Genomic DNA, 26,888 nt, shown 5'->3' on the forward strand with positions numbered 1-26,888 from the left:
GGTTCCCCATGCGCCGATTTGTTGCCGTTCTGGCCTTGGTGGCCGTGGTGTCTCCTGCCGGGGGATGGGCGCAGAGTGACGAAACCCTGGCGGATATCCGCCAGGAGCTTTCCATTCTTTACGTTGAACTTCAGCGCCTTAAGCGCGAGTTGAGCACGACCGGCGCCAGTGGCGATGTCACTGTCGGTGGCTCTGCGCTGGACCGGCTGGGCGCGATCGAGGCAGAGTTGCAGCGGCTGACCTCCAAGACCGAAGAGCTTGAGTTTCGCATCGACCGGGTGGTGACCGATGGCACCAATAGGGTCGGCGATCTGGAATTTCGCCTGTGCGAACTTGAGAGCGGCTGCGATATCTCGACATTGGAGACCGGCAGCACCCTTGGTGGTGTGGCACCGGCCACCAATACCGGCACCGATGCGGGGGTGGCACCTGCGGATGAAGGATCCGGCGACGATGGCCCCGAACTGGCGGTCAGCGAGAAAGCCGATTTCGATGCCGCCGAGGCTGCGATGACCGCGGGCAACTATGCGGAGGCCGCCGGGAAGTTCCAAGCCTTTCAGCAGGCCTATCCTGGTGGTCCGTTGACCGACCGGGCGGGTCTTTTGCGTGGCGAGGCGCTGGCCAAATCCGGTGATCTGAAACAGGCAGGTCGGGTTTACCTCGATCTTTTCAGTACGAATGAAACCGGCCCCGCCGCCCCCGAGGCGCTGTACCGGGTCGGTGATATCCTGGGGCAGTTGGGCCAGACGGACCAGGCATGTGTGACGTTGGGTGAAGTTGGTGTGCGGTTCCCGCAAAACCCTGCCGCAGGGCAGGCCCAGACGAAAATGTCCCAACTGGGCTGCCAGTGAACACTGACCGAATCGCGTTGCTGCGGGACCGGATCGCCGGGCATTTCCTGCCGCGCGCGCCGACGGATCTGGGCATTGCCGTGTCCGGGGGCAGCGATTCGATGGGTTTGATGCATGTGCTGCACGATTGGGCGCGCGATGGCGGCCCCCGGCTTCACGCGGTAACGGTGGATCACGGGCTCCGCCCGGAAGCGGCAGAGGAGGCGCGCACCGTCGCCGCCCATGCCGAAAAGCTCGGCATCAGCCATACCTGTCTGAAGTGGGAGGGGTGGGACGGCCACGGCAACCTGCAGGATCAGGCACGCCGCGCCCGTTACCGGTTGATGGCCGATTGGGCGCAGGCACAGGGGATCACGCATGTTGTCCTGGGCCATACCGCCGACGATCAGGCCGAGACATTCCTGATGCGGCTGTCCCGCGAAGCGGGGGTGGACGGGTTGTCGGCCATGTCGTCATCGCGGCGTCATGGCCGCACGATTTTCTGCCGCCCCGCCTTGCGTACGACCCGCGAAGAATTGCGCAATGTCTTGCGGGAACGGAATGTGATCTGGATCGATGATCCGACGAACAGCGACACCGCCTATGCAAGGGTGCGTGCGCGCAAGCTGCTGGCGGAGATGGCGCCGATGGGGATCACGGCAAACACGCTGACCACTGTCGCGCATCACATGGAAGAGGTGCGCAAGACGCTCTACTGGTATGTTTTCCTGGCTGCGCGGGAGATGGTGAGCTTTGAAGCCGGTGACCTCCTGATCGCCCGCAAGGAGTTCCGGACCTTGCAGAACGAGGTCAAGAGGCGGCTGTTGCAATCCATCGTGATGTGGATCGGAAGCGCGGAATATGCTCCGCGTGGACGCGCGATTGACCTCTTGATGGAATCAATCCGGGGCGGTACCGGCATGACCCTGCAGGGCTGCCGCGTGATGGTCGAGCCGCATCAGTTGCGGGTCGTGCGTGAATATAGTGCCGTTGCCAACATGCGGGCGCCGGTAGGGGAGGTCTGGGACAATCGTTGGCGCCTGACCGGGCTGGTTAACGGCGATGCGCTGGAAATCCGCGCCCTTGGCCCTGAGGGTCTGCGCCATTGCCCGGAGTGGCGCACGAGCGGGCTGCCCGAAGCGTCACAGCATTCGGGGCCTGCGGTCTGGCAGGGCGACGAGTTGATCGCAGCACCGCTGGCCTCGTTCGGCGCTGGATGGCAGATTGACCTAGTGCGCGACGAAGAAGACTTCTTTGCCTCATTATTATCGCAATGATTTGCCACAGATTATCGTTGAAGAAGCACAGATGATCTCTATTTAAGACAGGCAGGCCCTGTGTTAGAAACGGGTCTGACCGATTTCATAGGAGAGTTTCCTTGGGCAACGCGAGAAATATCGCCTTTTGGCTTGTCTTGTTCCTGCTGATCCTGGCGCTGTTCAACCTGTTCAGCGGGTCGGGCAATACGCTGCAAAGCAAGTCGATGAAGTATTCCGAATTCATCACCGCGCTTGAAGGCGGCAATGTCAGCCAGGTCACGCTTGATGGCGAAAACATTCGGTTCCGCGATTCCGACGGCAAGGAGTACATCACGGTCAAGCCGCAGGATGCCGAGGTCACGCCTCTCCTGATCGAAAAAGGCATCCCCGTGACGGCCGAAAGTCAGGAGCAATCGGGCTTCCAGACCTTCCTTCTGTCGCTGTTGCCCTTTGCGCTGCTGATCGGCGTCTGGATCTACTTCATGAACCGGATGCAGGGCGGCGGCAAAGGTGGCGCCATGGGCTTTGGCAAATCCAAGGCCAAGATGCTGACCGAAAAGCAGGGTCGCGTGACCTTTGACGACGTGGCGGGCATCGACGAGGCCAAGGAAGAGCTGCAGGAGATCGTTGAGTTCCTGCGCCATCCGCAGAAATTCTCGCGTCTGGGCGGGCAAATCCCCAAAGGCGCGCTGCTTGTCGGCCCTCCGGGTACCGGTAAGACGCTTCTGGCGCGCGCGATCGCGGGTGAGGCGGGCGTGCCCTTCTTCACAATCTCGGGTTCTGATTTTGTCGAGATGTTTGTGGGTGTGGGCGCAAGCCGTGTGCGCGACATGTTCGAGCAGGCCAAGAAAAACGCGCCCTGTATCGTCTTTATTGACGAGATCGACGCCGTGGGCCGTCACCGTGGTGCCGGATATGGCGGCGGCAATGACGAGCGCGAACAGACATTGAACCAGTTGCTGGTCGAGATGGATGGGTTCGAGGCCAATGAGGGCGTGATCATCATCGCGGCGACCAACCGCAAAGACGTGCTCGACCCCGCGCTGCTGCGTCCGGGCCGGTTTGACCGCCAGGTCACAGTGCCGAACCCCGATATCAAGGGTCGCGAGAAGATCCTGGCCGTACATGCGCGCAAGACGCCGCTTGGCCCGGATGTGGATTTGCGGATCATCGCGCGCGGGACGCCCGGGTTCTCCGGCGCCGATCTGGCCAACCTGGTGAACGAGGCGGCGCTGACCGCCGCACGGGTGGGGCGCCGTTTCGTGACCATGGAAGATTTCGAGAATGCCAAGGACAAGGTGATGATGGGGGCCGAGCGCCGGTCCATGGTCCTGACCGACGATCAGAAGGAAAAGACCGCTTATCACGAGGCGGGCCATGCGGTTGTCGGGCTTGAGTTGCCGAAATGCGATCCGGTTTACAAGGCCACGATCATTCCGCGCGGTGGTGCCCTGGGGATGGTGGTGAGCCTGCCCGAGATCGACCGGCTGAACTGGCACAAATCTGAATGTGAAGAGAAATTGGCGATGACCATGGCCGGGAAGGCCGCGGAAATCATCAAATATGGCCCCGACGACGTGTCGAACGGTCCCGCGGGTGATATCCAGCAGGCCAGCGGCCTGGCGCGGGCGATGGTGCTCCGCTGGGGCATGTCCGACAAGGTCGGCAATGTCGATTACGAACAAGCCCATGAGGGATACATGGGCAATGCGGCCGGTGGTTTCTCGATCTCGGCGGCGACCAAGGAGTTGATCGAGGACGAGGTAAAGCGCCTGATCGACGAGGCTTATGAACGCGCCTACAAGATCCTGACCGACAAGAAGGAAGAATGGGAGCGTCTGGCCAAGGGCCTTTTGGAGTACGAGACCCTGACCGGCGAGCAGATCGTGCGCGTGATCAAGGGTGAACCGCCCGAGGCCGATGATGACGAAGAAGGCCCGGCAGATGACGGCACGGCACCTTCGGTGACCGCCATTCCCAAGACCAAGCCCAAGCGCCGCGGCGACGGCGGGCTGGAGCCCGAGCCCTCGACGTGAGCGGTACGGCAAGATCCACCGACTGGAACCCGGGCGCCTATGCCCGGTTTCACGATCTGCGGCTGCGGCCGGGATTGGATTTGCTGAATGCCGTCGGGCGCATGGGCGCAGGCGATGTGATCGACCTCGGTTGCGGTAATGGCGCCTTGGGCGAGGCACTGTCGGCGCGGGCCGCGGGGCGACAGGTTGTGGGCGTCGATGCGTCGCCTGCGATGCTGACCAAGGCGCGGCAGTCCAAAGGTTACACGAATGTCCAGCAGGCGGATATCCGCGACTGGCACCCGCGCACTGCGCCGGGCCTGATCTTTTCCAATGCGGCGTTGCATTGGGTTGGCGGGCACGAGCAATTGCTGCCACGCCTGGCGCGGATGCTGGGCAAGGGCGGGACGCTGGCGGTGCAGATGCCGCATCAGAACAAGTCACCGTCGCATCGCGTCTGGTTGTCGCTGGCCGAGGAGATGTATCCCGACCGCGTCGAGAAGATGGGAACCCCGGGCGTCATGGCGCCAGTGAAATATGAAGAGTTGCTTGCGCCGATGGGGCAGTTCCGCCTCTGGGAAACCGAGTATTTCCAACGGCTTGGCGCGGAAGAAGGCAGCCATCCGGTGCGTCGTTTTACCGAGAGTACCTATGCGCGACCGGTCCTTGAGGCGTTGAGCGTCGAGGAGAAGGCCGAGATTATCGCACGGTATGAAGAGGTGATGCACGCGGCCTATCCGGTGCGCAAGGATGGCTCTGTCCTCTTCCCGTTCCGCCGGATGTTTTTCACCCTTACTGTCTGAAACCTGCGCAACCGTTGCAAAGCGGTGTGTGCTCTCGCGCACAAAATGCAGTTTTGCGCGGTGCCGCGCGGGCATTGGGGCGCTGACCCAAACCCCGGGCGCCTGGTGGATGAGGTCGCGCTTTATCAGGGACCGTGATGGGCAGGTCACGATTGGTCATTTGACGCCGTGACCGGTGCCGCTAAGGTGCTCGGTGATGACCGATAGGAGAGAGCCATGCCCGCATTGATGCCGACGGAGTTTACCGCAAGGATTACCTGGCTTGGACGGGTCGAGAAGGGCGGAGAGGGCATTCGTTCGGTGCCGCTTGAGGCCGTTCATGCAAGCTATGCCGGGGTGGAAGGTGAGGTTCATGCGGGGCTGACGCGGCCTGCTTGTACGCGGGTTCGCGATCAGTACCCGACGGGGACGGAGATCCGCAATGTCCGGCAGTTTTCAATCGTCTCGGCCGAAGAAATGGCGGCCATTGCCGCAGAGATTGGTGTCGAGGCCTTGGCACCGGAATGGCTGGGCGCGTCGATCGTGATCGAAGGCATTCCGGATTTCAGCCATGTGCCGCCGTCATCACGGCTGCAGAATGCGGATGGCACGGCGCTGGTGATCGACATGCAGAACCGGCCCTGCATCTATCCGGGCAAGGAGATTGAAAAGGACCGGCCCGGCCATGGCAAGGCGTTCAAGCCTGCTGCCGAGGGGCGTCGCGGAGTCACGGCCTGGGTGGAGCGGGAAGGGCCGTTGCGTGTTGGCGACGTGCTGCGTCTGCACATCCCGGATCAACGCGCCTGGGCGCATTTTCAGGATCAGGCGCAGGCCGCCGAGTAAGGCGCGCGGTTCTGGATTGCCCCTGTAAATTCAGGGCTGTGGTGTTTCCGAAAAGAAACATTTGCGATGGTTGCCGACGCAAGAGCGGTGGGATATGTCGGATTTGCATTCTGTATACGATGGAAGACTCGGTAAACCCGGACTGACACGCCAGCCCGGCTGCCCAAACGAGGACCAATTATGAGCTACAAATCCGACATCGAGATCGCACGCGAAGCGAAGAAGAAACCGATCCAGGAGATCGGCGACAAGCTGGGTATTCCTACCGAGCACCTGCTGCCTTACGGCCATGACAAGGCGAAGGTGAGCCAGGACTATATCAACTCTGTTCAGGGCAACAAATCCGGCAAGCTCATCCTGGTCACCGCGATCAACCCGACGCCTGCGGGCGAGGGCAAGACCACGACAACCGTGGGTCTGGGCGATGGTTTGAACCGGATCGGCAAGAAGGCGATGATCTGTATCCGGGAGGCGTCGCTTGGCCCGAACTTCGGCATGAAGGGTGGCGCTGCCGGGGGTGGTTATGCGCAGGTTGTGCCGATGGAGGATATGAACCTTCACTTCACTGGCGATTTTCACGCGATCACCTCGGCGCACTCGCTTCTGTCGGCGATGATCGACAACCACATTTACTGGGGCAATGAGCTTGAGATCGACGTGCGCCGGGTGCAATGGCGCCGGGTCGTGGACATGAATGACCGCGCATTGCGGCAGATCAACGTCTCGCTGGGTGGTGTGGCCAACGGCTTCCCGCGTGAAGGCGGGTTTGACATCACTGTGGCCTCGGAGGTCATGGCGATCTTGTGTCTTGCGAAGGACCTGGCCGATCTCGAAAAACGCCTCGGTGACATGATCGTGGCCTATCGTCGCGACCGCAGCCCGGTTTTCTGCCGTGATATCAAGGCAGAAGGCGCAATGACCGTTTTGTTGAAGGATGCGATGCAGCCGAACCTGGTGCAGACGCTGGAAAACAACCCGGCCTTTGTGCATGGCGGACCTTTCGCCAACATCGCCCATGGCTGTAACTCGGTCACGGCCACGACGACGGCGCTCAAGATCGCGGATTACGTGGTGACCGAGGCCGGTTTCGGGGCTGACCTGGGCGCTGAGAAGTTCATGAATATCAAATGCCGCAAGGCGGGTCTTGCGCCCGATTGCGTGGTGCTGGTGGCCACGGTGCGGGCGATGAAGATGAATGGTGGCGTGGCCAAGGCCGATTTGGGCGAGGAGAATGTGGACGCGGTCAAGGCCGGTTGTGCCAACCTGGGTCGTCACATCGGCAACCTCAAATCGTTCGGTGTACCGGTTGTCGTGGCGGTGAACCATTTCGTGACCGACACCGATGCGGAAGTGGCCGCGGTGCAGGAATATGCGCAAAGCCAGGGGTCGGAAGCGATTGTCAGCCGCCACTGGGAGTTGGGCGGCGAAGGGGCCGAGGCGCTGGCGCAGCGGGTGGCCGAGGTGGCCGATAGCGGCGTGAGCCAGTTTTCCCCGATCTATGGTGATGACATGCCGCTTCTGGACAAGATCAACCGGATCGCCAAGTCGATCTATCGTGCCGATGAAGTTCTGGCCGACAAGAAGATCCGCGATCAGCTCAAGCTCTGGGAAGAGCAGGGGTACGGCAACCTTCCGATCTGTATGGCTAAGACGCAGTATAGCTTCTCGACCGATCCCAACCTGCGCGGCGCACCGACGGGCCATTCGGTGCCGATCCGTGAAGTGCGCCTGAGCGCTGGGGCGGGGTTTGTCGTGGTGGTCTGCGGTGAGATCATGACCATGCCGGGGCTGCCGCGCACGCCGGCGGCGGAGAATATTCACCTCAATGAAGGCGGGCAGATCGAAGGTCTGTTCTGAGTTGGATGGCGGGGCGACGCTCGGGCCTTGCGGCCCATCGCCCCGCCCGCCATCCCGTAGAGATGTGCAGTAAAAGGATGATGGAATGACGGCGCAGATCATTGATGGCAAGGCATTTGCCGCCAGCGTACGTGAGAAGGTTGCGGGCCATGTGACCCGTTTGAAGGAAGAAAACGGGATCACGCCGGGCCTTGCCGTGGTGTTGGTGGGCGAAGATCCCGCCAGCCAGGTTTATGTCCGTTCCAAGGGCAAGCAGACCGTCGAAGTCGGCATGAACTCCTTTGAGCACAAGCTGGATGCGGATACGTCGGAGGCGGATCTTCTGGCCCTGGTAGAGCAGTTGAATAACGACCCGGAAGTCCATGGTATCCTTGTGCAATTGCCGCTTCCTAAGCATCTGAACGAAGATCTGGTGATCAACTCGATCGCGCCGGAGAAGGATGTCGATGGGTTCCACATTTCGAATGTGGGTCTGCTGGGCACCGGGCAGAAGTCTATGGTGCCCTGCACGCCGCTGGGCAGCCTGATGATGTTGCGCGACCATCATGGATCGCTGAGCGGGCTGGATGCGGTTGTCATCGGGCGGTCGAACATCGTCGGCAAGCCGATGGCGCAACTATTGCTGGGCGATAGCTGCACCGTGACGATTGCCCATAGCCGCACCAAGGACCTGGCCGATGTTGTGCGCCGTGCCGATATCGTCGTGGCCGCTGTTGGGCGTCCCGAGATGGTCCCGGGTGACTGGATCAAGCCGGGGGCGACAGTGATCGACGTGGGCATCAACCGGATCGAGCGGGATGGCAAGAACGTCCTGGTGGGGGATGTCGATTTTGCCAGCGCGAAGGACGTTGCCGGGGCGATTACGCCGGTCCCGGGTGGCGTTGGGCCGATGACCATCGCCTGTCTGCTGGCCAATACGGTGACGGCCTGCTGTCGGGCCAATGGCCTTTCGGAGCCCGAAGGGCTGACTGCCTGACGGCCAAGACATCATAAGCGTTATTCTAAGGCCCCGGGATGCGTGTTCCGGGGCTTCTCTATTCCGGCGCGATGGGCATCATGGTGCCGGTGAGCAGGGCAATGTGGGTCTCGCGCCCGTCATTCAGTGCATAGACATCGGCTTGGACGATCACCAGGCGGCGCCCAGGTTTGATGACCTTGCCGCGCGCGATGAGCAGCTCACCTTGCGCCGGAGCGAGCAGGTTGATCTTCATCTCGGTGGTAAGCACTTCGTAACCATCGGGCATCACCGACAGCGCGGCGTAGCCGGCGGCGCTGTCGCCGATGCTGAAGGTCAGTCCCGCATGGGCGAAACCGTGCTGCTGTCGGCTGCCGGCCAGGATCGGCGCCCGGATCGTGACCGATCCGCCTTCGATTGTCGAAAGTTCTGCGCCGATGGTCGCCATCATGCTCTGCGCGGCAAAACTCTCGCGGATGTGCTGTGCCTTTTCCGGGGACATTGGAGATGTGTTTCCCATTTCCTACACTGCCTATCCCATTGGATAGTAAGGAGACTTGTTGGATGTGTGAATAGTTGGTTAACGGGAAAAAAGCGTGTTAGTACACGTAAAAGGGGTGAGCAGAAGTAACGAATGCCATTGAGTTCAAGAATAGAAGTTAGCTTCCGGGAGGTTTTTCGGACGGTTTTTTCCCGACTTACGCTATTTTTCTGGATCACGGCCATTCTGGGCGGGGTGATTGCCGGGCCATTCGACACATATGGCAACATGACCTGGCCCGGGCGGGCGGCTTACTGGACACTGGTGGTCAGCCTTGCTGTGGTCTTCGGGTATGCGCTGCGGGCGGTCAGTCTGGCGCTGATTGGGACAAAACGACAGGTGTTGCTTGACCTTGTTACCGTCGCACTCGTGACTCTCTGCTTTGCGCCGGTCGTGTGGGTGATAACGCGGGCGTTGAGCCCTTCCGCGGTGCTTGGAATGCAGCCCATGCTGACATTTGCCGGGTATGTGATGATGTGTACGGCGACGGTTGTCATTGGGCGAAGATTGGTCCCGCGGGCCGGTGTCCGGGCGATCGATCCCCTCGCGGAACCGGCGCCCGCGGAAAAGCCGCCGGAGCAACCCTTGCCAGCGCCGCGCCTTTTGCGCCGACTGGCCCCGGAAATGCAGGGCGATATTCTGCGCCTATCCGCCAATGATCACGTGGTCGACGTGGTGACGAGCCATGGGACAACGACATTGCGCATGCGCCTGGTCGATGCCATCGCCGAGATGGAACCCGTCGAGGGATATTGCGTGCACCGCTCTCACTGGGTGGCGCATGGCGCGATTGAGCGCGTTGTCCGGCAGAATTCGTCCAAGCTCTTTGTCGTTCTTTCCAATGAGGATCGCATCCCGGTGAGCCGCAAGTATCGTGTCAACCTCGAAGAGGCGGGCATGGTTTAATCCCGCACGCTCCGAAGCGGCAATGGCCGCGGCGTCGGCCCCGTCAGGACAGCCAGCGCATCGGACCGCATCAGCGACTGCAGGGTGGCATCATGGCTGCGCAACCCGCCGGTGTAGGTGCCATAAGCGGGGAGAATGATCCGGTTAGCGTCGATCAGGAAGGACGGGCGGGTAATCGTGCGGTGGCCGGTGTTGAGCGTCGTTTTTGGGTGGTAATGCCCTGATATCTCGTGATTTTCATCCGGGTCCGCGATGTGACGAAAGATCAATGGATCATACGAGTACTCGGCCCTGTGGCTGCCGCCGAGATCGACGGGGCCGGGGTCATGGTTGCCCTCGATCCAGATCCACTGACGCCCGGCTTGCAGCGCCGTGATCCAGAGTTTTTCCGCTTCCGGCAGGGCGTCCGCCGCCGCTGGATCATCAAAGCTGTCGCCCAGGCAAATGACCACCGTGGCGCTCGTCGTCCGGAGGTCGGCTTCCAGCCGCGACAGCGTATCGCGCGTCTCGTACGGGGGGAGCGGGGCCTCGCCCAGACGGGCGCGCCTTTCGGATTTTCCCAGATGCAGATCGGAGACGCAGATCAGGTTCTGCGCCGCCCAGTAAAGCGCCCCAGAGCCCAGAGCGGTCAGCGCCGCGCCGCCAAATTCGAAATCAAATCCGTTCATGGTCCGTTCTTTTGGCGCGAGCGGCACGTGTTGACAAGACCTAGTTCGACAAACCCGCCGCTTCCATCAACCGATCGGTTTCTTCCTGCAGGAGCCTTTCCTGCGCGGCACCATCCACCGGTGTCCGCCCCGCCTCCAGAAAGAGCGGCGCGGCCAGGGGCGTTACCCGGGGCAGGCGGTGCAGGTCGATCCGCCCCTCGACCCGGGCAATCATCTCTTCGATCCGCCCGAAGTCGATCAGCCCCCGCATTGCCTCTTCGCGGGTGATGTCAAGGAGCAGGTGATCGGGGTCGTATTTGACCAGCGTGTCATAGAGAATGTCGGAGGAAAATGTCGCCTGCCTTCCGGATTTCCGCGCCTGCGGCGTGTTGCGCGTGATCAGCCCGGCGATGGTCGCCGACGCACGAAATGTCCGTTTCATCAAGGTGTTGCCCGTCAGCCAGCTCTCCAACCCCTGGCGCAGCGCATCGCGGGTAAAGAGGGGGGCCGCATCGGTCAGCGGCTCCAACCCCCAGATCAGCGTGGCATAGTCGGTCGATACGAACCCCAGCGGATCGAGCCCCAGCTCTTCCATCCGTTTCGACAGGATCAGGCCAAGTGTCTGCTGTGCGTTGCGGCCCGCGAAGCCGTATATGCAGACATGTTCGCGCCCCTCATGGGGGAAACTCTCGATGAGCAACCGTCCTTCCTGTGGCAGTTCCGACATTTGCCTTTGCAGGTCCAGCCAATCGGCGGTGTGCTGGGGTAGGTCGGGCCAATCTTCCTGCGCAAAAAGCCTTAGGATGCGATGGCTGAGTTGCGTGGAGGTGGCGAATTTCGTGCCGGAAAAAACCGCCACCTTGGGTTTGCGCCCCCGGTCGCGGCTGACCTCAACCGTCATTTCGCGCAGGTTTTCATAGCGCACGATCTGACCGCCGATCAGGAATGTATCGCCCGGGGTCAGGGACGCGGCAAAGCCTTCCTCGACCTCTCCAAGCGGTTTGCCACCCCGTGCGCGTTGCAATCGGACCTTGAGCTTGTCGCTGTCCTGGATTGTGCCGATGTTCATCCGGATCAGCCGTGCCGCGCGAGGATCGCGCAATTGCCAATGCCCGTCGGGCCGCTGCAGCAGGCGCTGCCACTGGTCATAGGCCCGCAGCGCATAGCCCCCGGTCGCGCAGAAATCGAGGCAATCGTCGAATTCGGCACGGGTCAGACCGGCATAGGCCCCGGCGGTGATGATTTGTTGGTACAGCTTCGAGGCATCGAAAGGCCCCGCGCAGGCCCGGATCAGGATATGTTGACAGAGGACGTCGCGGGGGCCGGGGCCGCGCGGTGCACCGTCAAGGTCGTGTTCTTTCGCCGCCTCCAGCGCGGCGTGGCATTCGACGACTTCGAAACGGTTGGCGGGGACCAGAAGGGCCTTGGAGGGGGCATTGTAGCGGTGATTGGCGCGTCCGATCCGCTGCACCAGGCGTTTGACGTTCTTGGGCGCGCCGACCTGGATGACCAGGTCCACGTCCCCCCAGTCGATGCCCAGATCGAGGCTTCCAGTGCAGACGATGGCGCGCAATTCGCCGCGTTGCATGGCCGCTTCGACGCGCTCGCGCTGCTGACGGTCGAGGCTGCCGTGATGGATGCCGATGGGCAGGGCGTCGGCATTGGCGAGCCAGAGATTGTGAAAGAAAATCTCGGCCTGCGCGCGGGTGTTGTGAAAGATCAGCGTGGTGGTGTGTTGGCGTATCTGGTCCATGACCGCGGGGATGGCATAGGCCGCGCCGCCCCCTGCCCAGGGAGGCGGTTCCGTGGTTTGGAGCATCGCGATGTCCGGATCGGGCCCGGGATCCGCAATCAGGATGTCGCAGGGATCCGGGTGGCGCGCCAGATAGCGTGCAATCGCGTCAGGATCTTCGACGGTTGCCGATAGACCGACACGCCGCAGGCCCGGACAGATCTCCTGCAGCCGGGTGAGCGCCAGCATCAACTGATCGCCGCGCTTCGATTCTGCCAAGGCGTGGATTTCATCTATCACGACCCGTTTGAGACCCGCGAACATGCGCGGCGCGTCCTCGTAAGATGTTAATAAGGCGAGGCTTTCCGGCGTGGTCAGAAGGATATGGGGTGGGTCGGCGCGCTGACGCTTCCGCGCGGTTGCGGACGTATCGCCCGTGCGGTCTTCGATCCGAATGGGCAGCTTCATGTCCTGCACGGGCGTGCGCAGATTGCGTTTGATATCCGCGGCCAGAGCCTTGAGCGGCGAGATGTAGAGCGTATGCAACCCGTCATGCGCCCCCGCCGCGAGGTCAACCAGGGTGGGCAGAAAACCGGCCATTGTCTTGCCGCCGCCCGTTGGCGCGATGAGCAAGAGCGCGGGATCTTCCGCGCGCGCCAGCATGTCGAGCTGATGCGGATGCGCCGACCAGCCACGTCTGGTAAACCAATCCTGAAAGAGCGGGGGGAGGGTGGACATGCCGACAAGGTAGGATGCCGGCATGTCGAAGGAAAGCAGCTTTGGCGTTACGTGATCTTACTTGTCTCCGGCTCTCACCAGCTCCTCGATCACGGAAACCGCCCCCCTCGGACGTCTCAGCCGAAGAACGGCACGCTTTAGTGTACGATCTTTTCCTGTTTGACGAACATGTTCGCCCAGGCGCGGTCGATCAGATCGGGGGTCATCTGGTAGGGAATGCCCTCGAATTCGCAGATCGAGATCATCTGGTCGATGAGGAAGATCGGCTGATAGTTGGCATAGACGTTTTTGATGGTCGGGTATTTCACCTTGAGCAAATGCACCAGCGCGGCTTCGTCCAGGGGCATCTTCCGTTTCTTCGCAACCATCGCGAAGATCTTGAGGAAATCCGCCTGATCCGGGCCGTCGATCTTGATCTTGAAGAAGATCCGGCGCAGTGCCGCGTTATCGAAGATCTCGTTGGGGTGGAAGTTGGTCGAGAAGATCACCAGCGTGTCGAACGGCACTTCGAATTTCTCACCGGATTGCAGCGCAAGGATGTCCTTGCTTTCCTCCAGCGGTACGATCCAGCGGTTGACCAGTGCCTGCGGCGGTTCGGCCTGACGGCCAAGGTCGTCCACGATGAAGATGCCACCGGTCGATTTCAACTGCAGCGGCGCCTGATAGGTCCGCGCCGTCGGGTTGTAGACCAGGTCGAGCATGTCGAGGCTGAGTTCACCGCCGGTGATAACGGTCGGGCGTTCGCATTTGACATAACGGGCATCAAAGGTGCGCTTGCGGCGCAGCGAATTCGGATCGTCGACCTCTTCTTCGGCCTTCGAATGCACGATCGGGTCGTAAACGGTAATGACCTGACCGGAGTATTCGATGGCGCGGGGGACATAGATCTTGTCGCCCATCGCATCGCGGATGCCGTTGGAAATACTGGATTTACCGTTACCCGGCGGTCCATACATCAGGATCGAGCGCCCGGCACCGACGGCCGGCCCGAGATGATCGAGAAGCTCACTGGGCAGGATCAGGTGACCCATCGCGCTGGTTAGTTGATCGCGGGTGATTTGAATGTTGCGGATCGATTGGCGCTTAACCTGCTCGCGGTAGACCTCGAGTGGGACCGGCATGGCGCCAAAGTACTCCGACTGTGCCAGGGCATCGAGCGCGCGGGCCTTACCGGCATCGGTTAGCTGATAGCCCATTTCGTTGCCGCTATTGGCGTTCAGCGTACCGGTCGCCTCAAGCAGTTTCTGGGCGCGTGCCTGATCCACCAGTTCCTGCGTAACAGCGCGAGGCAGGGCGATCGCTTGTGCAAGTTCCGACACCAGATCAATGTTCTTGCGGAACATGGTCTTGATCAGGATATCGCGCATCATGACGATGGGCAGCCGCATGTCATCGAGGCTGACAGGGGGGGGCGGTGGTTGCACACCCGGGGTCACTTGCATGTTCATTTGTTTTAGCCCGCACTTGGTTACACGAATGGCGTGCCCGCACATCGCGCGAACACGGGACCAACTATGCCGGGGAAAGGTGCAGAAATTGTGGAGATCATGCGGCAGAGCCGCGCTTATTTGGCGGGTGAGGATCTAGCGTGGATCGGAAATTATGATTTAACTTCCGTATATTACGCCCAAAACTAGATAAAGCGCCAATGTGCTGCCCAGAGAAAAACCCATCGGGAATTTTTTCCCGCGCGACCAGCTTTCCCAATCGGGTGCAAGGTTGCGCAGGGGCGTATATTTGGCGATCCGGTGGGCCGTGAAGGCGGCCAGAAGGTTGGCGGCGAAGATCATGCCAAGGATCAATGTATCTCCGGGATCGACGAACGGCGCGGCGGCGGCCACGAATTTCGCATCACCTGCACCCACAAGCCCGCCCGCATTCAGCACGATGCCAAGCAAAAGGACGATGACCATTGTCGCCAGGCGCCATGGATATTCCGGGAAGGGCAGTGCGATCAGGCCGATCACCAAGAAGATCGCGGCGAGGGCCAAGACGGCCTTGTTGCGGATCTTCATGCTGCGCAGGTCGCTCATCGCCACCCAGATACAGATCGGGAGCACGAAAGGCAGGAACCACAATGCCTCGGCGGAGGTGATGTGCAGCGGCATGGGTGCGGTCCGTCCGATTAGCTTTCGACGTTGTCTTCAAGTGCTCGCAAGCTGCGTACCGCGGCTTCGAAGTGCTGCGGATGAGTGTCGATCGCATCGCGCAGAAGGCCTTTGCCAATCCGCGTATCGCCGCGTTTGACCGCCGAAAGCCCCAGCGTATAGAGCAATTGAGCGCGCTCGACTTGCGTTGTCTCGATCACCGGCAGCGCATAATTGCCTTGCGCACCCCGCGCCAGGATCAGGTTGTTCTTGGCGGTAAAGAGCGTGCGGTCCTGCCGGATAGCGTCGGAAAACAGCCGTTCGGCGGCGGGATAGTCCCCGCGGGTCAGCTTGGAATAGCCCCAGTTGTTCATGACTCCGGCAGGGCGGGTGGTCAGGCCAACGGCGATCTCATAGAAACTGTCGGCTTTTTCCCATTCCTGGTTGCTGTCGGCAATCATCGCCTCGAGACGGTAGCGTTTGAATGTTTCGAAGGTCGGCGGAATACTATCCAGAAGCTCGTCGGCCTTCTTCCATTCATTGTTGCGGATCAGGGCATCGGCAAGATCAACACGGTCGTCATCGGTCGCCTTCTTGTGCGCCGTGACCTTTTTCCAGGCCGCGACAGCCTCGGTACTGCGTTTGGCTCGCACCAGCGATTTGGCCAGCCCGCGTTGCAGGTCGATACGATCCGGATTGCCGCCGGTTGCGCGTTGGAAATACGCGACCGCTTCATTCGGGTCCGCGGATGTTAGCATCACGTCGTTCAGGTTGCTTTCGTCGATGACATTGACGTCCTGAAACGCCCGGTCGACATCCTGAGCGGATTTCTTTTCACAGGCCGACAACGCGATTGCGCTTGTCACGCACAAAGTAAGGAAAATAGGGTGGCGCATTTTTGCGTCCTTTTACTGCCTCTGCCTCGATCATGGTATCTTGCGTATCACGAACTCGCCGCTACCACGCCGTACCACTTTATAATCTTGTTCTTGTGCCTCACCATAATCGGAATTTTCCAATTTTGCGAGTGCTAAGCGCAAATTATCACGAATTGAGTCACTTTCGCCATTGTCGAGCGCATAGGCGCGCCTGAAAAATTGTTCGGCTTCGGCATTTTTACCCTGTTCGATGAGGACTACACCCAGATTGTTCCAGATTTCCGGGGATTTTCCATCAAGTTCAAGCGCCTGCCGCAGCAGTTCTTCGGATTGTCCAAGACGGCCGAGGCCGAGATTGGCGGTGCCGAGCCCGGCCAGCACATCGGCGGACATGCCGTGGGTCAGGGCAGCGCGCGAGAAGGCTTCGAGTGCAAGGTCATATTCGCCTGCCGCCATCAGGCGGTTGCCCACGACCAAGCCGTCGACGGCTTCGCCGTTTTTCTTCAGGCCGGGGGCGTAGGGATTGTCAGCAGAAGGACCCTGACTGCACGCAGCCAGGGCCAGAAATACAACCAGAAGCGCCCCCGCTTGCTTCATCTTGCCTCGTTCTTAGTTCACGCCCATGGTGAACAGCTTCATGATGCCCAGAATTGACGGTCCGACCAGAATGATCAGAAGTGGGGGAACTGTAAGCATCATTGTCGCCAATGTCATCTTGGTCGGCAGCTTGTTTGCCTTTTCTTCGGCGCGCATGACACGTTTGTCACGCATTTCCCCGGCGTAAACGCGAAGCGCATCTGCGACTGATGTACCGAAGGTTTGGGACTGTACGAGAACGGTCACAAAGCTCGAGATGTCCTGCACACCACAGCGTTCGGCCATTTCGTTTAGGACCGAGGGCTTGTCGCGGCCCGCCTTGATCTGATGCGAAACGATTTCATACTCTTCCGCCAACGCAGGGTAAGACGCCTGGATCTCGTTTGCCACGCGAATGATCGACTGGTCCATCGACTGACCGGCTTCGATACAGACCAACATCATGTCGAGGGAATCCGGGAAGCCGTCCGTTATTTCTTCCTGGCGTTTTTGCTGCCGCTTGGTGACCCAGTATTTCGGCAGCATGTAGCCGACACCACCGGGGCCCAGAATATAGAGCAACATCTGCTGCGTTGTGGTGTCGTTGCCAGCCTGGAACAGCAGGAAGTAGATCACGCCCAGGAGCAGGAAACCAAGGCCAAGCGCCATCTGCGCAAAGTGGAAGAAACGGACAGCATCGCGGTGACGGTAACCCGCCTGCATCAGCGTCAGTTTGATCTGGGAGAATGCCTTGGCGTCCTGCGGTTCTAGGAAGCTGGCATACTTGTCGAGTTTTTCGTTTCGGCCACCGGTGCGGAGCTTCTTCTTCTTTTCCGGCGCTTCGACGACACCGGAACGCGACGCTTTTTTGAGCTTTTCCAGGGGATCCTGACGCTCTTTCAGCATCAGTGGGATGGTTATCAGGATCATCAGCACGCCAAGCGTACCGACGACGATCAGCGGGCCGAACGGACCCAGGGCGCCTGTCAGAATATCCATGATCTGGGCAGTAAATCGCATCGAACTTCCTCCTCAGACCTTGATGTTCACAAGCGCACGCATGACGATCAGGTTGAGCACCAAGAACGCGCCGACGGCCAGACAGGCGGGGATGAACCAGGGATGTTCCATGGCTTCATCGTAGTAGTCGGGCTTGATGAGCTGGATACCGATGAGGGCCATGATCGGGAAACCCGACAGGAACTTGCCGGACCATTTCGCCTCGGCGGTGATCGCCTTGACCCGTCGGAACAGGCGGAAGCGCGCGCGGATCACCTTGGCCAGACCGGCGAGGATTTCGGCGAGGTTACCACCCGATTGCTGCTGGATGGTCACCGCGACCGCGAGGAATCGCATGTCCTGCATGTCGAGCCGCTCGGCCATATCCTTGAGAGCTTCACCAATATCACGGCCATAAGCGGCCTCATCCGACAGAACGCCGAACTCTGTTCCCAAAGGATCGGCAACTTCGCTGGCGACGATCTGAATGGCCGAGGTGAAGGGGTGACCCACCTTGAGCGAGCGTACCATGAGTTCGATCGCATCGGGGAGTTGCTCTTCCAGCAGCGCCATGCGCTTGCCGGCCTTCATGTTGATCCAGGTGAAAACGCCGCCGATGCCCATCGCCGCGGACACCACCGCGCGAACCGGAAGCGACGTCGAGGTGCCGACCGAAAGGCCCAGAAACGCAAGGACGCTGACGCCTATCATCAGCAGAATGAGCTGCTTGGGTGTAAAGGCAATCGCCGCCTTTTGCGCCTTGTTCGACAGGATCGAATAGAGCGGGATTTTGCGCGCCTTGAGGTGCTGCTGCATCTCCTTGCGCAGGGTTTCCATCACCTCTTCGCGATTGCCGGATTTGTCCAGCATGTCGAGGCGCCGGTTGACCCGGTTGTTGAGGCTGATCGACCGGCCAAAAACCGTCAGGTAAAGTCCTTCGACAAGGACGAGAACCCCAATGAAAATAAGGCCGTAGATAATCGGTTCCGCACTGATGGTCATAACACTTACTCCGCGGCGATGGGTTCAAAGATACTGGGCGGCAGGTCATAACCCCACAGCCGGAAACGTTCGGTAAAGTTCGACCGCACACCGGTGCCGGTGAAATGGCCGATGATCTTGTTGTCCGATGTCAGGCCGACACGCTGGAAGCGGAAGATCTCCTGCATCGAAATCACGTCGCCCTCCATCCCGGTGATCTCGGTGATCGACGTCATCCGGCGCGAGCCATCCTGCAGACGGCTGGCCTGCACCATCAGGTTGACGGCCGAGGAAATCTGCGAGCGGACCGCCTTGAGCGGCATCTCGATCCCGGCCATCGCGACCATGTTTTCCAGACGGCTGATCCCGTCGCGCGGATTGTTGGCGTGGATCGTTGTCATCGACCCATCGTGGCCGGTGTTCATGGCCTGCAACATGTCGATCACTTCCTCGCCGCGGGTCTCACCCACGATGATGCGGTCGGGGCGCATCCGCAGGGCGTTTTTCAGACAATCGCGAGGACTGACTTCACCCTTGCCCTCGACGTTGGGCGGGCGGCTTTCCATCCGGCCGACATGGATCTGCTGCAGTTGAAGTTCCGCGGTGTCCTCAATCGTCAGGATCCGCTCGGAATTGTCGATGAAGCTTGAAAGCGCATTGAGCGTGGTCGTTTTACCCGAGCCGGTACCGCCGGAGACGATCACGTTCAAGCGCGTCGCGACAGCGGCCTGCAGGTATGCGGCCATCTCCTCGGAAAACGCGCCGAATTTTACCAAATCATCAATGCCGAGCTTGTCCTTTTTGAATTTCCGGATCGAAACCAGGCTACCATCGACCGCAATCGGGGGGACCATGGCGTTGAAACGCGACCCGTCTTGCAGGCGGGCGTCGACGTAAGGGTTGGATTCGTCAACGCGCCGCCCCACGGCCGAGACGATCTTGTCGATGATCCGCAGCAGGTGCTTCTCATCCTTGAAGGTAATGTCGCTGAGTTCGAGTTTACCGGCGCGTTCAACGAAGATCTGCTGCGGCCCGTTGACCAGGATGTCGTTGACCGTGTCGTCCTTCAAAAGTGTCTCAAGCGGCCCAAGGCCGCGCACCTCGTCATAGAGTTCTTGCGTCAGGGTGGCACGGTCTTCGCGGTTGAGAACGATGCTTTGCTCTTCGAGAACCTCGCCCGCGATCGAACTGATCTCCGCACGCAGGTCCGCCTCGGTCGCCGTGTCGAGCGCGGAAAGGTTGAGGTTGTCGAGCAGGGATCGGTGCAGGTCGAGCTTGATCTCCGCCATCCGCTCCTTGCGTTTACGTTCCTTGTCCTGTGGAACAGCTTTGGCCGCCACTGCGGGGGCAGGGCGGCGCAAGCTTTGGTTCGGGGTTTCTTCAACCGGCTTGGTTGATGCCGCTTCCTTGGGGGCTTCCGCCTCCTGGTCGACCGGCTTAGCGCCGCCGGTTCCGGATTTCTTGTAACGTGAAAACATTCATCTCTACCTTTTTACGCGGCTTCGGCTTCGCTTTTGCCCAACTCGTGAAGCGATGCGGCCAGTTTGGCGATTTCCTTGCGGAGCGGGTTTTTCGCCGCCGATTCCGATAGCGGCAGACCGTGATCGGCACTTTGGCTGACCGGGCGGCCGCCATCCGGCAAGTGTACTTCGATACCGATCTCCAGGCTTTCACCCATGCGTTTCACGCGGGACTTGCCATTCAGATCGGTGAATTTCGGGGCGCGGTTGATGCAGAAGCGCAGCTTTTCCAGCGGCAGTTCTTCGGCCTTTAGCGCGCGTTTCAGGCGCAGCACGTTCTGTGCCGAGCGCATATCCAATTCCAGCGTGGCGAAGTAGATCTGCGACGACGTCAAAACCGTCTCCGTCCACTGCACGAGGGTCGATGGCATGTCGATGATGACATAGTCGAATTTCTGACGGGCGAGCTCGATCACGCGGGACACATCCTCGGGGGTGATCATATCAAGCGGGAGCATGTCCGGGGGCGGGGTTAATACCCACATTTTGTCTTCAAATGTAACGAGCGCCTGTTTCAGGATGTCCTCGTCCATTGATTCGGTATCAGTCCACATTTCGTAGACAGCCTCGCGGCGCGGCAGGTCCAGGTATGTCGAGACCGAGCCGAATTGCAGGTCGAGATCAATCAGGCAAACCCGCGGTCCGTCGGTCTTGGAAACGGTCGCCAATTCCCAGGCGAGGTTGACTGCGAGCGTCGTTGAACCGGTCCCGCCGGCCATGCCGTGCGTGGCCAGAACCACACCGTCGCTGTCGGGGGTGGAGGCATTGAAAGGGGTGTGTTCCGGTTGCGGCGCAGGCTCGGGCTTCTGCAGGCGTTCGATGGCCGCTTGGAGCTCGTTTTCAGGCAGCGGGTAGGGGACAAACTCGTCCGCGCCTTGGCGCAAAAGCTGGTGCAAAGCGGCCGGGCTGACATCTTCGGCAATCAAAATCACCTTTATTTTCCGCGCTTTGGCCAGCGTGATGACTTCACCCAGCATCACGAGGTCTTCTTCGTCGGTCTCGTCCACGGCGATGGCAACAAACTCCAGTGCTTCCGCCTCTGGCTGGTTGAAAAACGCCAATGCCTCGGAAAATCCGAGATCACCCCAGGCCTCGCCAAGGGCCGCTTCCATATCTTCAATCAACAGGTCGAAATTCTGCACATCCCGGCTGATCGTGCATGCCACGATGGGGCTGGGATCCGGATGTTTAATTGCGCTGCTCGTCATCGTACCAAAAGTCCTATTCCTGTAAGCGCCATGCGACGATTGAGCGGCGGAGTGTCCATCTTTTTTTCGCCGTTTCGCCATACATAGCGGACCCCTTTCCACGGGGAACGCACTTCGCGTTGTACAGAGATTGGCTTAAAATCTGGGCAACATTTGGGCCAAAAGATCGTAATTGTGCGTTTTTGGGAGACAAAAAAAACCCGCCTCAGGGCGGGTTTTCAGGTGGCCCGGCTCAAGCCGGACAGGGAGATTTCGGCGTGATCGTCGGGCTATTCCGACTCGATCACTGTTTCGTTCTCCGACACGATGGCCAGGTTCGAGGCGGGTTCCGCGCTGTCGACATATTCGCGGTACACGACCTCGGCATATTTGCCGTCCATCACGATTGGATGCGACGCGACGAAACCGGAGACATCGGTGACGGTGCGGCGGTTGCGGCGCTCACGACCCTGGGTCACGATCAGCGGCTGTGTCTCACCGAAGGATACCACCGCTTTCAGGCGTTTGCGGCTGACCCCCTGGGACACCAGGTAATTGACCACGGCGTTGGCACGGCGCAGGCCGAGACGCTTGTTATAGGCGTTCGAGCCGACCGCATCCGTGTGGCCAAAGACCTTGAAGCGCACTTCGGGGAACTGGCGGATCCATTTTGCTTGCTCGCGCAGTGTGGTTTGCGCCGTTGCGTCGAGCTGTGACGAGTTGAAAGCGAAGTTCACGGTACTCAGCACTTCGTTGGAGAACCGGTTGGACAGGTTTTCCACGTAGCTTTGCTGCCCTGTCATCACCAGATGGTTCTGCATGTAGGCGTTGCCGAAGTTGCCGCCATCCACGACCGATCCGGCCTCGGAGATGTAGGACCGGTAGACCTGCCCCTGTTGTGAACAGGCGCCCAATGCCAGGAGTCCTGCAGTTGCGAGAAGAAGATGTTTCATGTGCCCCTGCCTTTCCATTATTCCATCACGTAGCCGTAGGAGCCGCTGAAGTCCTGCTTGGCGACTTCGCCGGCGGGCGTGCCTTTTCTGACGTCCTTGGCCACACGGCCGTTAAGAAAGAGGTCTTTCTCGGTCGGCAGTTTGACCCGATCGGTGGGCAGGGCAAATGCCTCGCCGCGCGTCGGGGACACCAGGTGGGAGGTGACGATGATGACCAGTTCTGTTTGCGACCGCTGGTAATCCGCGCTGCGGAACAGGGCGCCCAGGACCGGAACATCACCCAGCCACGGGACCTGCGCATTGTTATCGCGGAAGTCATCCTGCAACAGGCCGGCAATCGCAAAGCTCTGGCCGTCACGCATAGATACGGTTGTCGATGCGTCGCGGCGGCGGAAGGCCGGGAGTTGCAGACCGTCGATGACGATACTGTTGGTCGTGTCAATCGACGACACCGCCGCGGCCATTTCCAGGTTGATGACGCCGTCATCGACCACTCGGGGTACGAAGTTCAACTCAACACCAAAGGCTTTGAACTCGATGGTGATCGTGTCGTTGTCCTGGCTTACCGGGATCGGGAATTCGCCACCGGCGAGGAACTTGGCTTCCTGGCCGGAAAGCGCGGTCAGGTTCGGTTCTGCCAAGGTGCGAACAACCCCTTTATTTTCAAGGGCTTCAAGAACAACAGCAAGCTGTGTGGAGCCAATATCGAGGCCAACCGACAGGAAGCCTTCTGTGCCCGAAGGAACGGTAACCGACGGGTTGCCCAGGCTGTTGCCCGGATCCAGGAAGGTGCCTGTTTCGGTGCCGATGCTGAGGTCGTTGCCGAGCGATTGCAGGGCGATCGAGGAGCTCAGCGACTTCGATACGCTGCGCTGCATCTCAGCGAACCGCACCTTGAGCATCACCTGCTGTTGGCCAGATACGACCATCAGGTTCGACACCCGCTCCGGTGCATAGCGTTCCGCCAGTTCAAGCGCGCGGGTCATGCGCGCCATGCTGGAGACGCTGCCGGACAGAACGATACCGTCATTGGCCGAGCGGACTTCGATCTTCTCGTTCGGGATGATCTGACGCAGCCGCTCCTTGAACTCGGACACATCCGGTGTGACATGTACGTCCACGTTGGTGATGAGCTGGCCTGTCGCGTCCAGAAGTGTCAGCGTGGTCCGCCCTGGTGTTTTGCCGAGCACATAGATCGTGCGATCCGATAGGGTCGAAAAATCAGCAATCGACGGGTTCGCGATGCTGAGTTCCGCGAAGGGCGTGTCGCTTTCGACCACAACCGCCCTGTTCATTGCGATGTTCAAGTCCCGTGCCGCGCCTTTGCGAACGACCTTGATGTTTTCTGCCTCTGCGGTGATGGCAAATGGCCCAAACGCCACCGCCAGCCCCAAAAGGGCAGCTTTGAAGAAGTCATGAATTTTCATGTGACCTGCCTTTCCGATCACGCCTCGATTTCGGGTCTTAACGCCCTTGATTGCCGCCACTGTGCTGCAATTCGAAAATTTTTTCAAGAATCAAAGGGTTTCGGGCCACCTTTATTGTGGCTTGCCTGCAATAGTTTCCAAAATGCAACGGGGCGCTGCTGATGCAACGCCCCAATACGTGAGAATTTTTTGAACTGTTAGTTGGTGCAGGGGATCTGCGACACAACAGTTTCGGCGCCACGGCGGGTCTTGATCGTGCAGACTTCCTCTTCGACCTCGACAACCTGGCGCGGTGCTTCTGCAAGACCCAGAAGGCTGCGCTGATCCACTTCGATCGCATCGGCGACTGTATCATCTTCGGCACCGACCAGCGACAGCGACAGGCGACCAGTCGTCTGCGCCTGTGCAAGCGCCGCAACCTGCTGCGGCTTCACCGAGACGGTAACGGTCCTTGCGATGATCGCCTCGGTCGTGTCGACATCGGCCACCTGGTCAATCGCGATCAGCCGGACACCGGTTTCGATCAGCTTGGTGACATCGCCGGTTGAATTGCCTTCGGTCCGGGCACCACGATCCCCGATGCTGCCAGTCCAATAGACATCCACGCGGTCGCCTGGGCGCAGAAAGCCCGAAACGCCACTTGATACGTCGACCTTGATCGCAAAGGCGCGCATCCCGCGCTCCAGCTGCGAGGTGATGCCGGCATCTTCGCCGGGTCCGGTCACCTTGATCTTGAGAACCGCCTCGTTCTTTTCCATCGAGCGCAAAACTGTCCGGGGCTCGTCTTCGCCTTCCGGAAAGAGTGCCTCATAGGTCTCGTAGGTGCCTTCGGGCAGTGAATTCTTCGGGAATTTCGTCAGGCGCACACTGTCCTTGCGCAGAACCTCGCCGTATTTCAGCGGCTTGTCGGCAACATATACTTCGACTGTTTCGATGTTGGGCGCACGTTGTGCACGTTCATTGGCAAGCTGCGTCTGATAGCCCTGAATATAGTTCTTGGCCATGTATACGGCAAATCCAGCCAGCCCGAGCCCCACAATCAGTACAAGTCCGAAAACCATTCGCATGGCTAAGTCCTTTCACGGTTACTATTCTCTGCGCTACCCGACAGGTACGCATACAATGGTTACATATTGCTTTCGAATGTGGCGAAAACTTGGTGGCGTGGTGATTGTTTCGCGACAGCGAACGGTGAATTCTCAATACGCCACAAGATCGGTGTGGGTGTTTGCCGCGATCCAAATTCCCGAAAATCCGCCCAGCAAAAAACCGCAATTACAGGAATTGCGGTTAATGCGTTAGTTTCCTGGCGAAAACGGGCAAACCTTACGGCGTGCCGGTTGTTGTCGCACCCATATCGGTATCGATGGTCGTGGCAAGCGTATCGACACCGTCAAGCACAGAGAGGTATCCGGCCAAAGCAAGGCCGATCACTGCTGCTGTCAAAACCACCCAGTCGACTGTGACAGCACCCTCTTCGCCCAGGGCGAAATTCGCGATTTTCTCATATATTGGTTTCATGAACTCATCCGATCTTCTTTTCGGCAACTTTACAAACGCGATGAAGCATCAATTCAGAGTTCAAGGCGGCGACGTTTAAGTTAATCGCAATGCAAAAAGCTGGGTACACAAATGGCCGCAATCTTGGCAATTGCGGCCAGATGTTCTTGTCGTCGTTAAGCTATAGTTTAGCTTACGGAGTACCGGTTGTGGTTGCACCAACGTCGGTCGAAATGGTGCCAGCCAGAGTGCTAACGCCGCTCTTAACTGTGGTCACACCGGCAACGCCCAGGCCAACAACTGCGGCTGTCAGAACAACCCAGTCAACTGTTACGGCGCCGTCTTCGTCTTTGTTGAAGTTCTTGAAAAACTTAATCATTGTTTGGTCCCTCCAAAGGATCACTAGTTAGGTTCGCAACCGCTTGAACAACTCGGTGGGCCATCTCTCGTTAGCCCGCTGCCGTTGCGGTATGAGCAGATATAGCCAGCCAAATCAGGCAGGAATTGGGCGGCAATAGTTCCTTTTTTGCACCGCCTCGCTTTTTTGCGTGAAAGTATTCTATCCTATTGAAAATAAAGTAATAAAAAAACGAGAAATTGCTTTGCCGCCTGAGATCGAAGGGAGAATCGGCGTGGTCCGCGCATTTTCTGGTTTCCCAAAAACAGACAATACTGGCGGAAAATCCGGACTTTTGCGATACTCGGCCCAACAAGAACAAGCTGAGCAGCAAAAAACCATGGGCATCTCACGACTCGCGTCGATTCTGGCGGTTTTATCCCTTGCGGGCGCGGCGCAGGCTGGCGATCCGCCGCCTTATCCGGATTTTACCTTCAAGATGAGCAAGCCGCCGAAGGTCGGCGCTGGCAAGCGGATCACGGTTCAGATCGACCCGGAGGAGCAGCAGGCAATCCTGGCCGCCAAGCCCAAGCCGCAGAAAGAACCCGTCGAGGAGGCGGCACCGGACAGCGTCGGTTACTATAGCTGGTTCTGGCAAAAGGTGTCGCCCGATGTGGCCGCCGACGCCTCGGAGCGGTTTCAGAAAGCCGTCAGCAGCCTATCCGACGGGCCGGGCGGTACCGGCGTGACCGGTCCGCGGTTGCAAAGCATCCAGAGCATCGCTCAGGCCCAGGGCGCAAATATCCTGACCGCAACGATCGGCACGAAGGTGTCGCCTGCCCTGGTGCTGGCGATCATCTCGGTGGAGTCAGGCGGGCGCATTGATGCGGTCAGCGGCAAGGGCGCGCAGGGGCTGATGCAACTGATGCCCGATACCGCGAAACGCTTTGGCGTCACCGACAGTCTTTCGTCAGCCGAGAACATTAAGGGCGGCGTTACCTATCTCGATTGGTTGCTGGGGGAGTTCGATGGGGACGCGATCATGGCGATTGCCGGATATAATGCCGGGGAAAACGCCGTGAAGAAACACGCGGGCGTGCCGCCCTATGCCGAGACACGAGATTACGTGCCCAAGGTGCTGGCGGCCTTCGAGGTGGCCAAGGGGCTATGCAAGACCCGGCCCGAACTGGTCAGCGATGGCTGTGCGCTGACCCTGGCGGCGAATTGACGTGAGGCTTGCCTGAACGATTTGCCTCAGGTGGCGCTGAGGTCGGGCAGGTACGCAAAGCGCGGAGTCAAGGCCTCAGGCCGCCGCGCATCGCCGGACGGCCCGCGAGG

25 protein-coding genes are annotated in these 26,888 nt (G+C 59.7%); 9 read left to right on the plus strand and 16 right to left on the minus strand.

The window, feature by feature from the left end; all coding sequences use genetic code 11:
* Positions 1–8 precede the first annotated feature (8 nt).
* The 7 genes from ybgF to folD all read left to right on the plus strand — a co-directional run bounded on the left by ybgF (position 9) and on the right by folD (position 8,562).
* Positions 9–851: a tol-pal system protein YbgF gene (gene ybgF, locus RBB29_RS16660; RefSeq protein WP_306115443.1), complete on the plus strand. Its 843-nt coding sequence runs from the start codon at positions 9–11 to the stop codon at positions 849–851.
* Positions 848–2,107, plus strand: coding sequence for a tRNA lysidine(34) synthetase TilS (gene tilS, locus RBB29_RS16665; protein ID WP_306115444.1), 1,260 nt, complete (start codon positions 848–850; stop codon positions 2,105–2,107). The genes ybgF and tilS overlap by 4 nt, the downstream gene beginning before the upstream one ends.
* A 101-nt stretch (positions 2,108–2,208) precedes the next feature.
* Positions 2,209–4,125 (plus strand): ATP-dependent zinc metalloprotease FtsH, encoded by a 1,917-nt coding sequence (gene ftsH / locus RBB29_RS16670; RefSeq protein WP_306115445.1) that lies wholly within the window; start codon positions 2,209–2,211, stop codon positions 4,123–4,125.
* Between the two features lie 101 nt (positions 4,126–4,226).
* Positions 4,227–4,907: a methyltransferase domain-containing protein gene (locus tag RBB29_RS16675; protein WP_306115526.1), complete on the plus strand. Its 681-nt coding sequence runs from the start codon at positions 4,227–4,229 to the stop codon at positions 4,905–4,907.
* 216 nt (positions 4,908–5,123) lie between these two features.
* Positions 5,124–5,729 (plus strand): MOSC domain-containing protein, encoded by a 606-nt coding sequence (locus RBB29_RS16680; protein ID WP_306115446.1) that lies wholly within the window; start codon positions 5,124–5,126, stop codon positions 5,727–5,729.
* 180 nt (positions 5,730–5,909) lie between these two features.
* Positions 5,910–7,586, plus strand: a complete 1,677-nt coding sequence (locus RBB29_RS16685; protein ID WP_306115447.1) for a formate--tetrahydrofolate ligase — start codon at positions 5,910–5,912, stop codon at positions 7,584–7,586.
* 85 nt (positions 7,587–7,671) lie between these two features.
* Complete coding sequence (gene folD, locus RBB29_RS16690) at positions 7,672–8,562, plus strand: bifunctional methylenetetrahydrofolate dehydrogenase/methenyltetrahydrofolate cyclohydrolase FolD (RefSeq protein WP_306115448.1); 891 nt, start codon at positions 7,672–7,674, stop codon at positions 8,560–8,562.
* 58 nt (positions 8,563–8,620) lie between these two features.
* Here folD and RBB29_RS16695 read toward each other — a convergent pair whose 3' ends face one another.
* Positions 8,621–9,043: a PaaI family thioesterase gene (locus RBB29_RS16695; RefSeq protein ID WP_306115449.1), complete on the minus strand. Its 423-nt coding sequence runs from the start codon at positions 9,041–9,043 to the stop codon at positions 8,621–8,623.
* 132 nt (positions 9,044–9,175) lie between these two features.
* Here RBB29_RS16695 and RBB29_RS16700 point away from each other — a divergent pair, with 132 nt between their 5' ends.
* Entirely contained in the window at positions 9,176–9,988 is an 813-nt protein-coding gene (locus RBB29_RS16700) for a LytTR family DNA-binding domain-containing protein (protein ID WP_306121186.1), read from the plus strand.
* Here RBB29_RS16700 and pdeM read toward each other — a convergent pair.
* The 15 genes from pdeM to RBB29_RS16775 all read right to left on the minus strand — a co-directional run bounded on the left by pdeM (position 9,985) and on the right by RBB29_RS16775 (position 25,592).
* Positions 9,985–10,656 carry a ligase-associated DNA damage response endonuclease PdeM gene (gene pdeM, locus RBB29_RS16705; protein ID WP_306115451.1) on the minus strand — a complete coding sequence of 224 codons (672 nt, stop codon included), beginning with the start codon at positions 10,654–10,656 and terminating at the stop codon, positions 9,985–9,987. The two genes, RBB29_RS16700 and pdeM, sit on opposite strands and share 4 nt — an antisense overlap.
* Positions 10,657–10,696: 40 nt before the next feature.
* Entirely contained in the window at positions 10,697–13,105 is a 2,409-nt protein-coding gene (locus RBB29_RS16710; protein WP_306115452.1) for a ligase-associated DNA damage response DEXH box helicase, read from the minus strand.
* Between the two features lie 137 nt (positions 13,106–13,242).
* Positions 13,243–14,553 carry an ATPase gene (locus RBB29_RS16715; protein ID WP_306115453.1) on the minus strand — a complete coding sequence of 437 codons (1,311 nt, stop codon included), beginning with the start codon at positions 14,551–14,553 and terminating at the stop codon, positions 13,243–13,245.
* A 159-nt stretch (positions 14,554–14,712) separates the two neighbouring features.
* Complete coding sequence (locus RBB29_RS16720) at positions 14,713–15,213, minus strand: prepilin peptidase (protein ID WP_306115454.1); 501 nt, start codon at positions 15,211–15,213, stop codon at positions 14,713–14,715.
* A gap of 17 nt (positions 15,214–15,230) precedes the next feature.
* Positions 15,231–16,088, minus strand: a complete 858-nt coding sequence (locus RBB29_RS16725) for a lipopolysaccharide assembly protein LapB (protein WP_306115455.1) — start codon at positions 16,086–16,088, stop codon at positions 15,231–15,233.
* Positions 16,089–16,118: 30 nt separating this feature from the next.
* Positions 16,119–16,667, minus strand: coding sequence for a tetratricopeptide repeat protein (locus RBB29_RS16730; protein WP_306115456.1), 549 nt, complete (start codon positions 16,665–16,667; stop codon positions 16,119–16,121).
* 12 nt (positions 16,668–16,679) lie between these two features.
* Entirely contained in the window at positions 16,680–17,666 is a 987-nt protein-coding gene (locus RBB29_RS16735; protein ID WP_306115457.1) for a type II secretion system F family protein, read from the minus strand.
* A 12-nt stretch (positions 17,667–17,678) separates the two neighbouring features.
* A complete protein-coding gene (locus RBB29_RS16740) occupies positions 17,679–18,647 on the minus strand; it encodes a type II secretion system F family protein (protein WP_306115458.1) in 969 nt (322 codons plus the stop codon).
* Between the two features lie 5 nt (positions 18,648–18,652).
* Positions 18,653–20,104 carry a CpaF family protein gene (locus RBB29_RS16745; RefSeq protein ID WP_306115459.1) on the minus strand — a complete coding sequence of 484 codons (1,452 nt, stop codon included), beginning with the start codon at positions 20,102–20,104 and terminating at the stop codon, positions 18,653–18,655.
* A 14-nt stretch (positions 20,105–20,118) separates the two neighbouring features.
* The gene (locus tag RBB29_RS16750; RefSeq protein WP_306115460.1) at positions 20,119–21,354 is read right to left on the minus strand and encodes an AAA family ATPase; all 1,236 of its coding nucleotides are present in this window, start codon (positions 21,352–21,354) and stop codon (positions 20,119–20,121) included.
* Between the two features lie 269 nt (positions 21,355–21,623).
* Positions 21,624–22,286, minus strand: a complete 663-nt coding sequence (locus RBB29_RS16755; protein ID WP_306115461.1) for an OmpA family protein — start codon at positions 22,284–22,286, stop codon at positions 21,624–21,626.
* 17 nt (positions 22,287–22,303) lie between these two features.
* Entirely contained in the window at positions 22,304–23,713 is a 1,410-nt protein-coding gene (locus RBB29_RS16760) for a type II and III secretion system protein family protein (protein ID WP_306115462.1), read from the minus strand.
* Positions 23,714–23,910: 197 nt separating this feature from the next.
* On the minus strand, positions 23,911–24,780 hold the full coding sequence (gene cpaB, locus RBB29_RS16765) for a Flp pilus assembly protein CpaB (protein ID WP_306115463.1): 870 nt from the start codon (positions 24,778–24,780) through the stop codon (positions 23,911–23,913).
* A gap of 259 nt (positions 24,781–25,039) precedes the next feature.
* On the minus strand, positions 25,040–25,234 hold the full coding sequence (locus RBB29_RS16770) for a hypothetical protein (RefSeq protein ID WP_306115464.1): 195 nt from the start codon (positions 25,232–25,234) through the stop codon (positions 25,040–25,042).
* Between the two features lie 172 nt (positions 25,235–25,406).
* Entirely contained in the window at positions 25,407–25,592 is a 186-nt protein-coding gene (locus RBB29_RS16775; RefSeq protein WP_306115465.1) for a Flp family type IVb pilin, read from the minus strand.
* 358 nt (positions 25,593–25,950) lie between these two features.
* Between RBB29_RS16775 and RBB29_RS16780 the strand changes: the two genes are divergently transcribed.
* Positions 25,951–26,778, plus strand: coding sequence for a lytic transglycosylase domain-containing protein (locus tag RBB29_RS16780; RefSeq protein ID WP_306115466.1), 828 nt, complete (start codon positions 25,951–25,953; stop codon positions 26,776–26,778).
* The last annotated feature ends 110 nt before the right edge of the window (positions 26,779–26,888 follow it).

Origin of the sequence: Roseovarius sp. MMSF_3359 (assembly GCF_030733385.1) — a bacterium.
Lineage (GTDB): Bacteria > Pseudomonadota > Alphaproteobacteria > Rhodobacterales > Rhodobacteraceae > Roseovarius.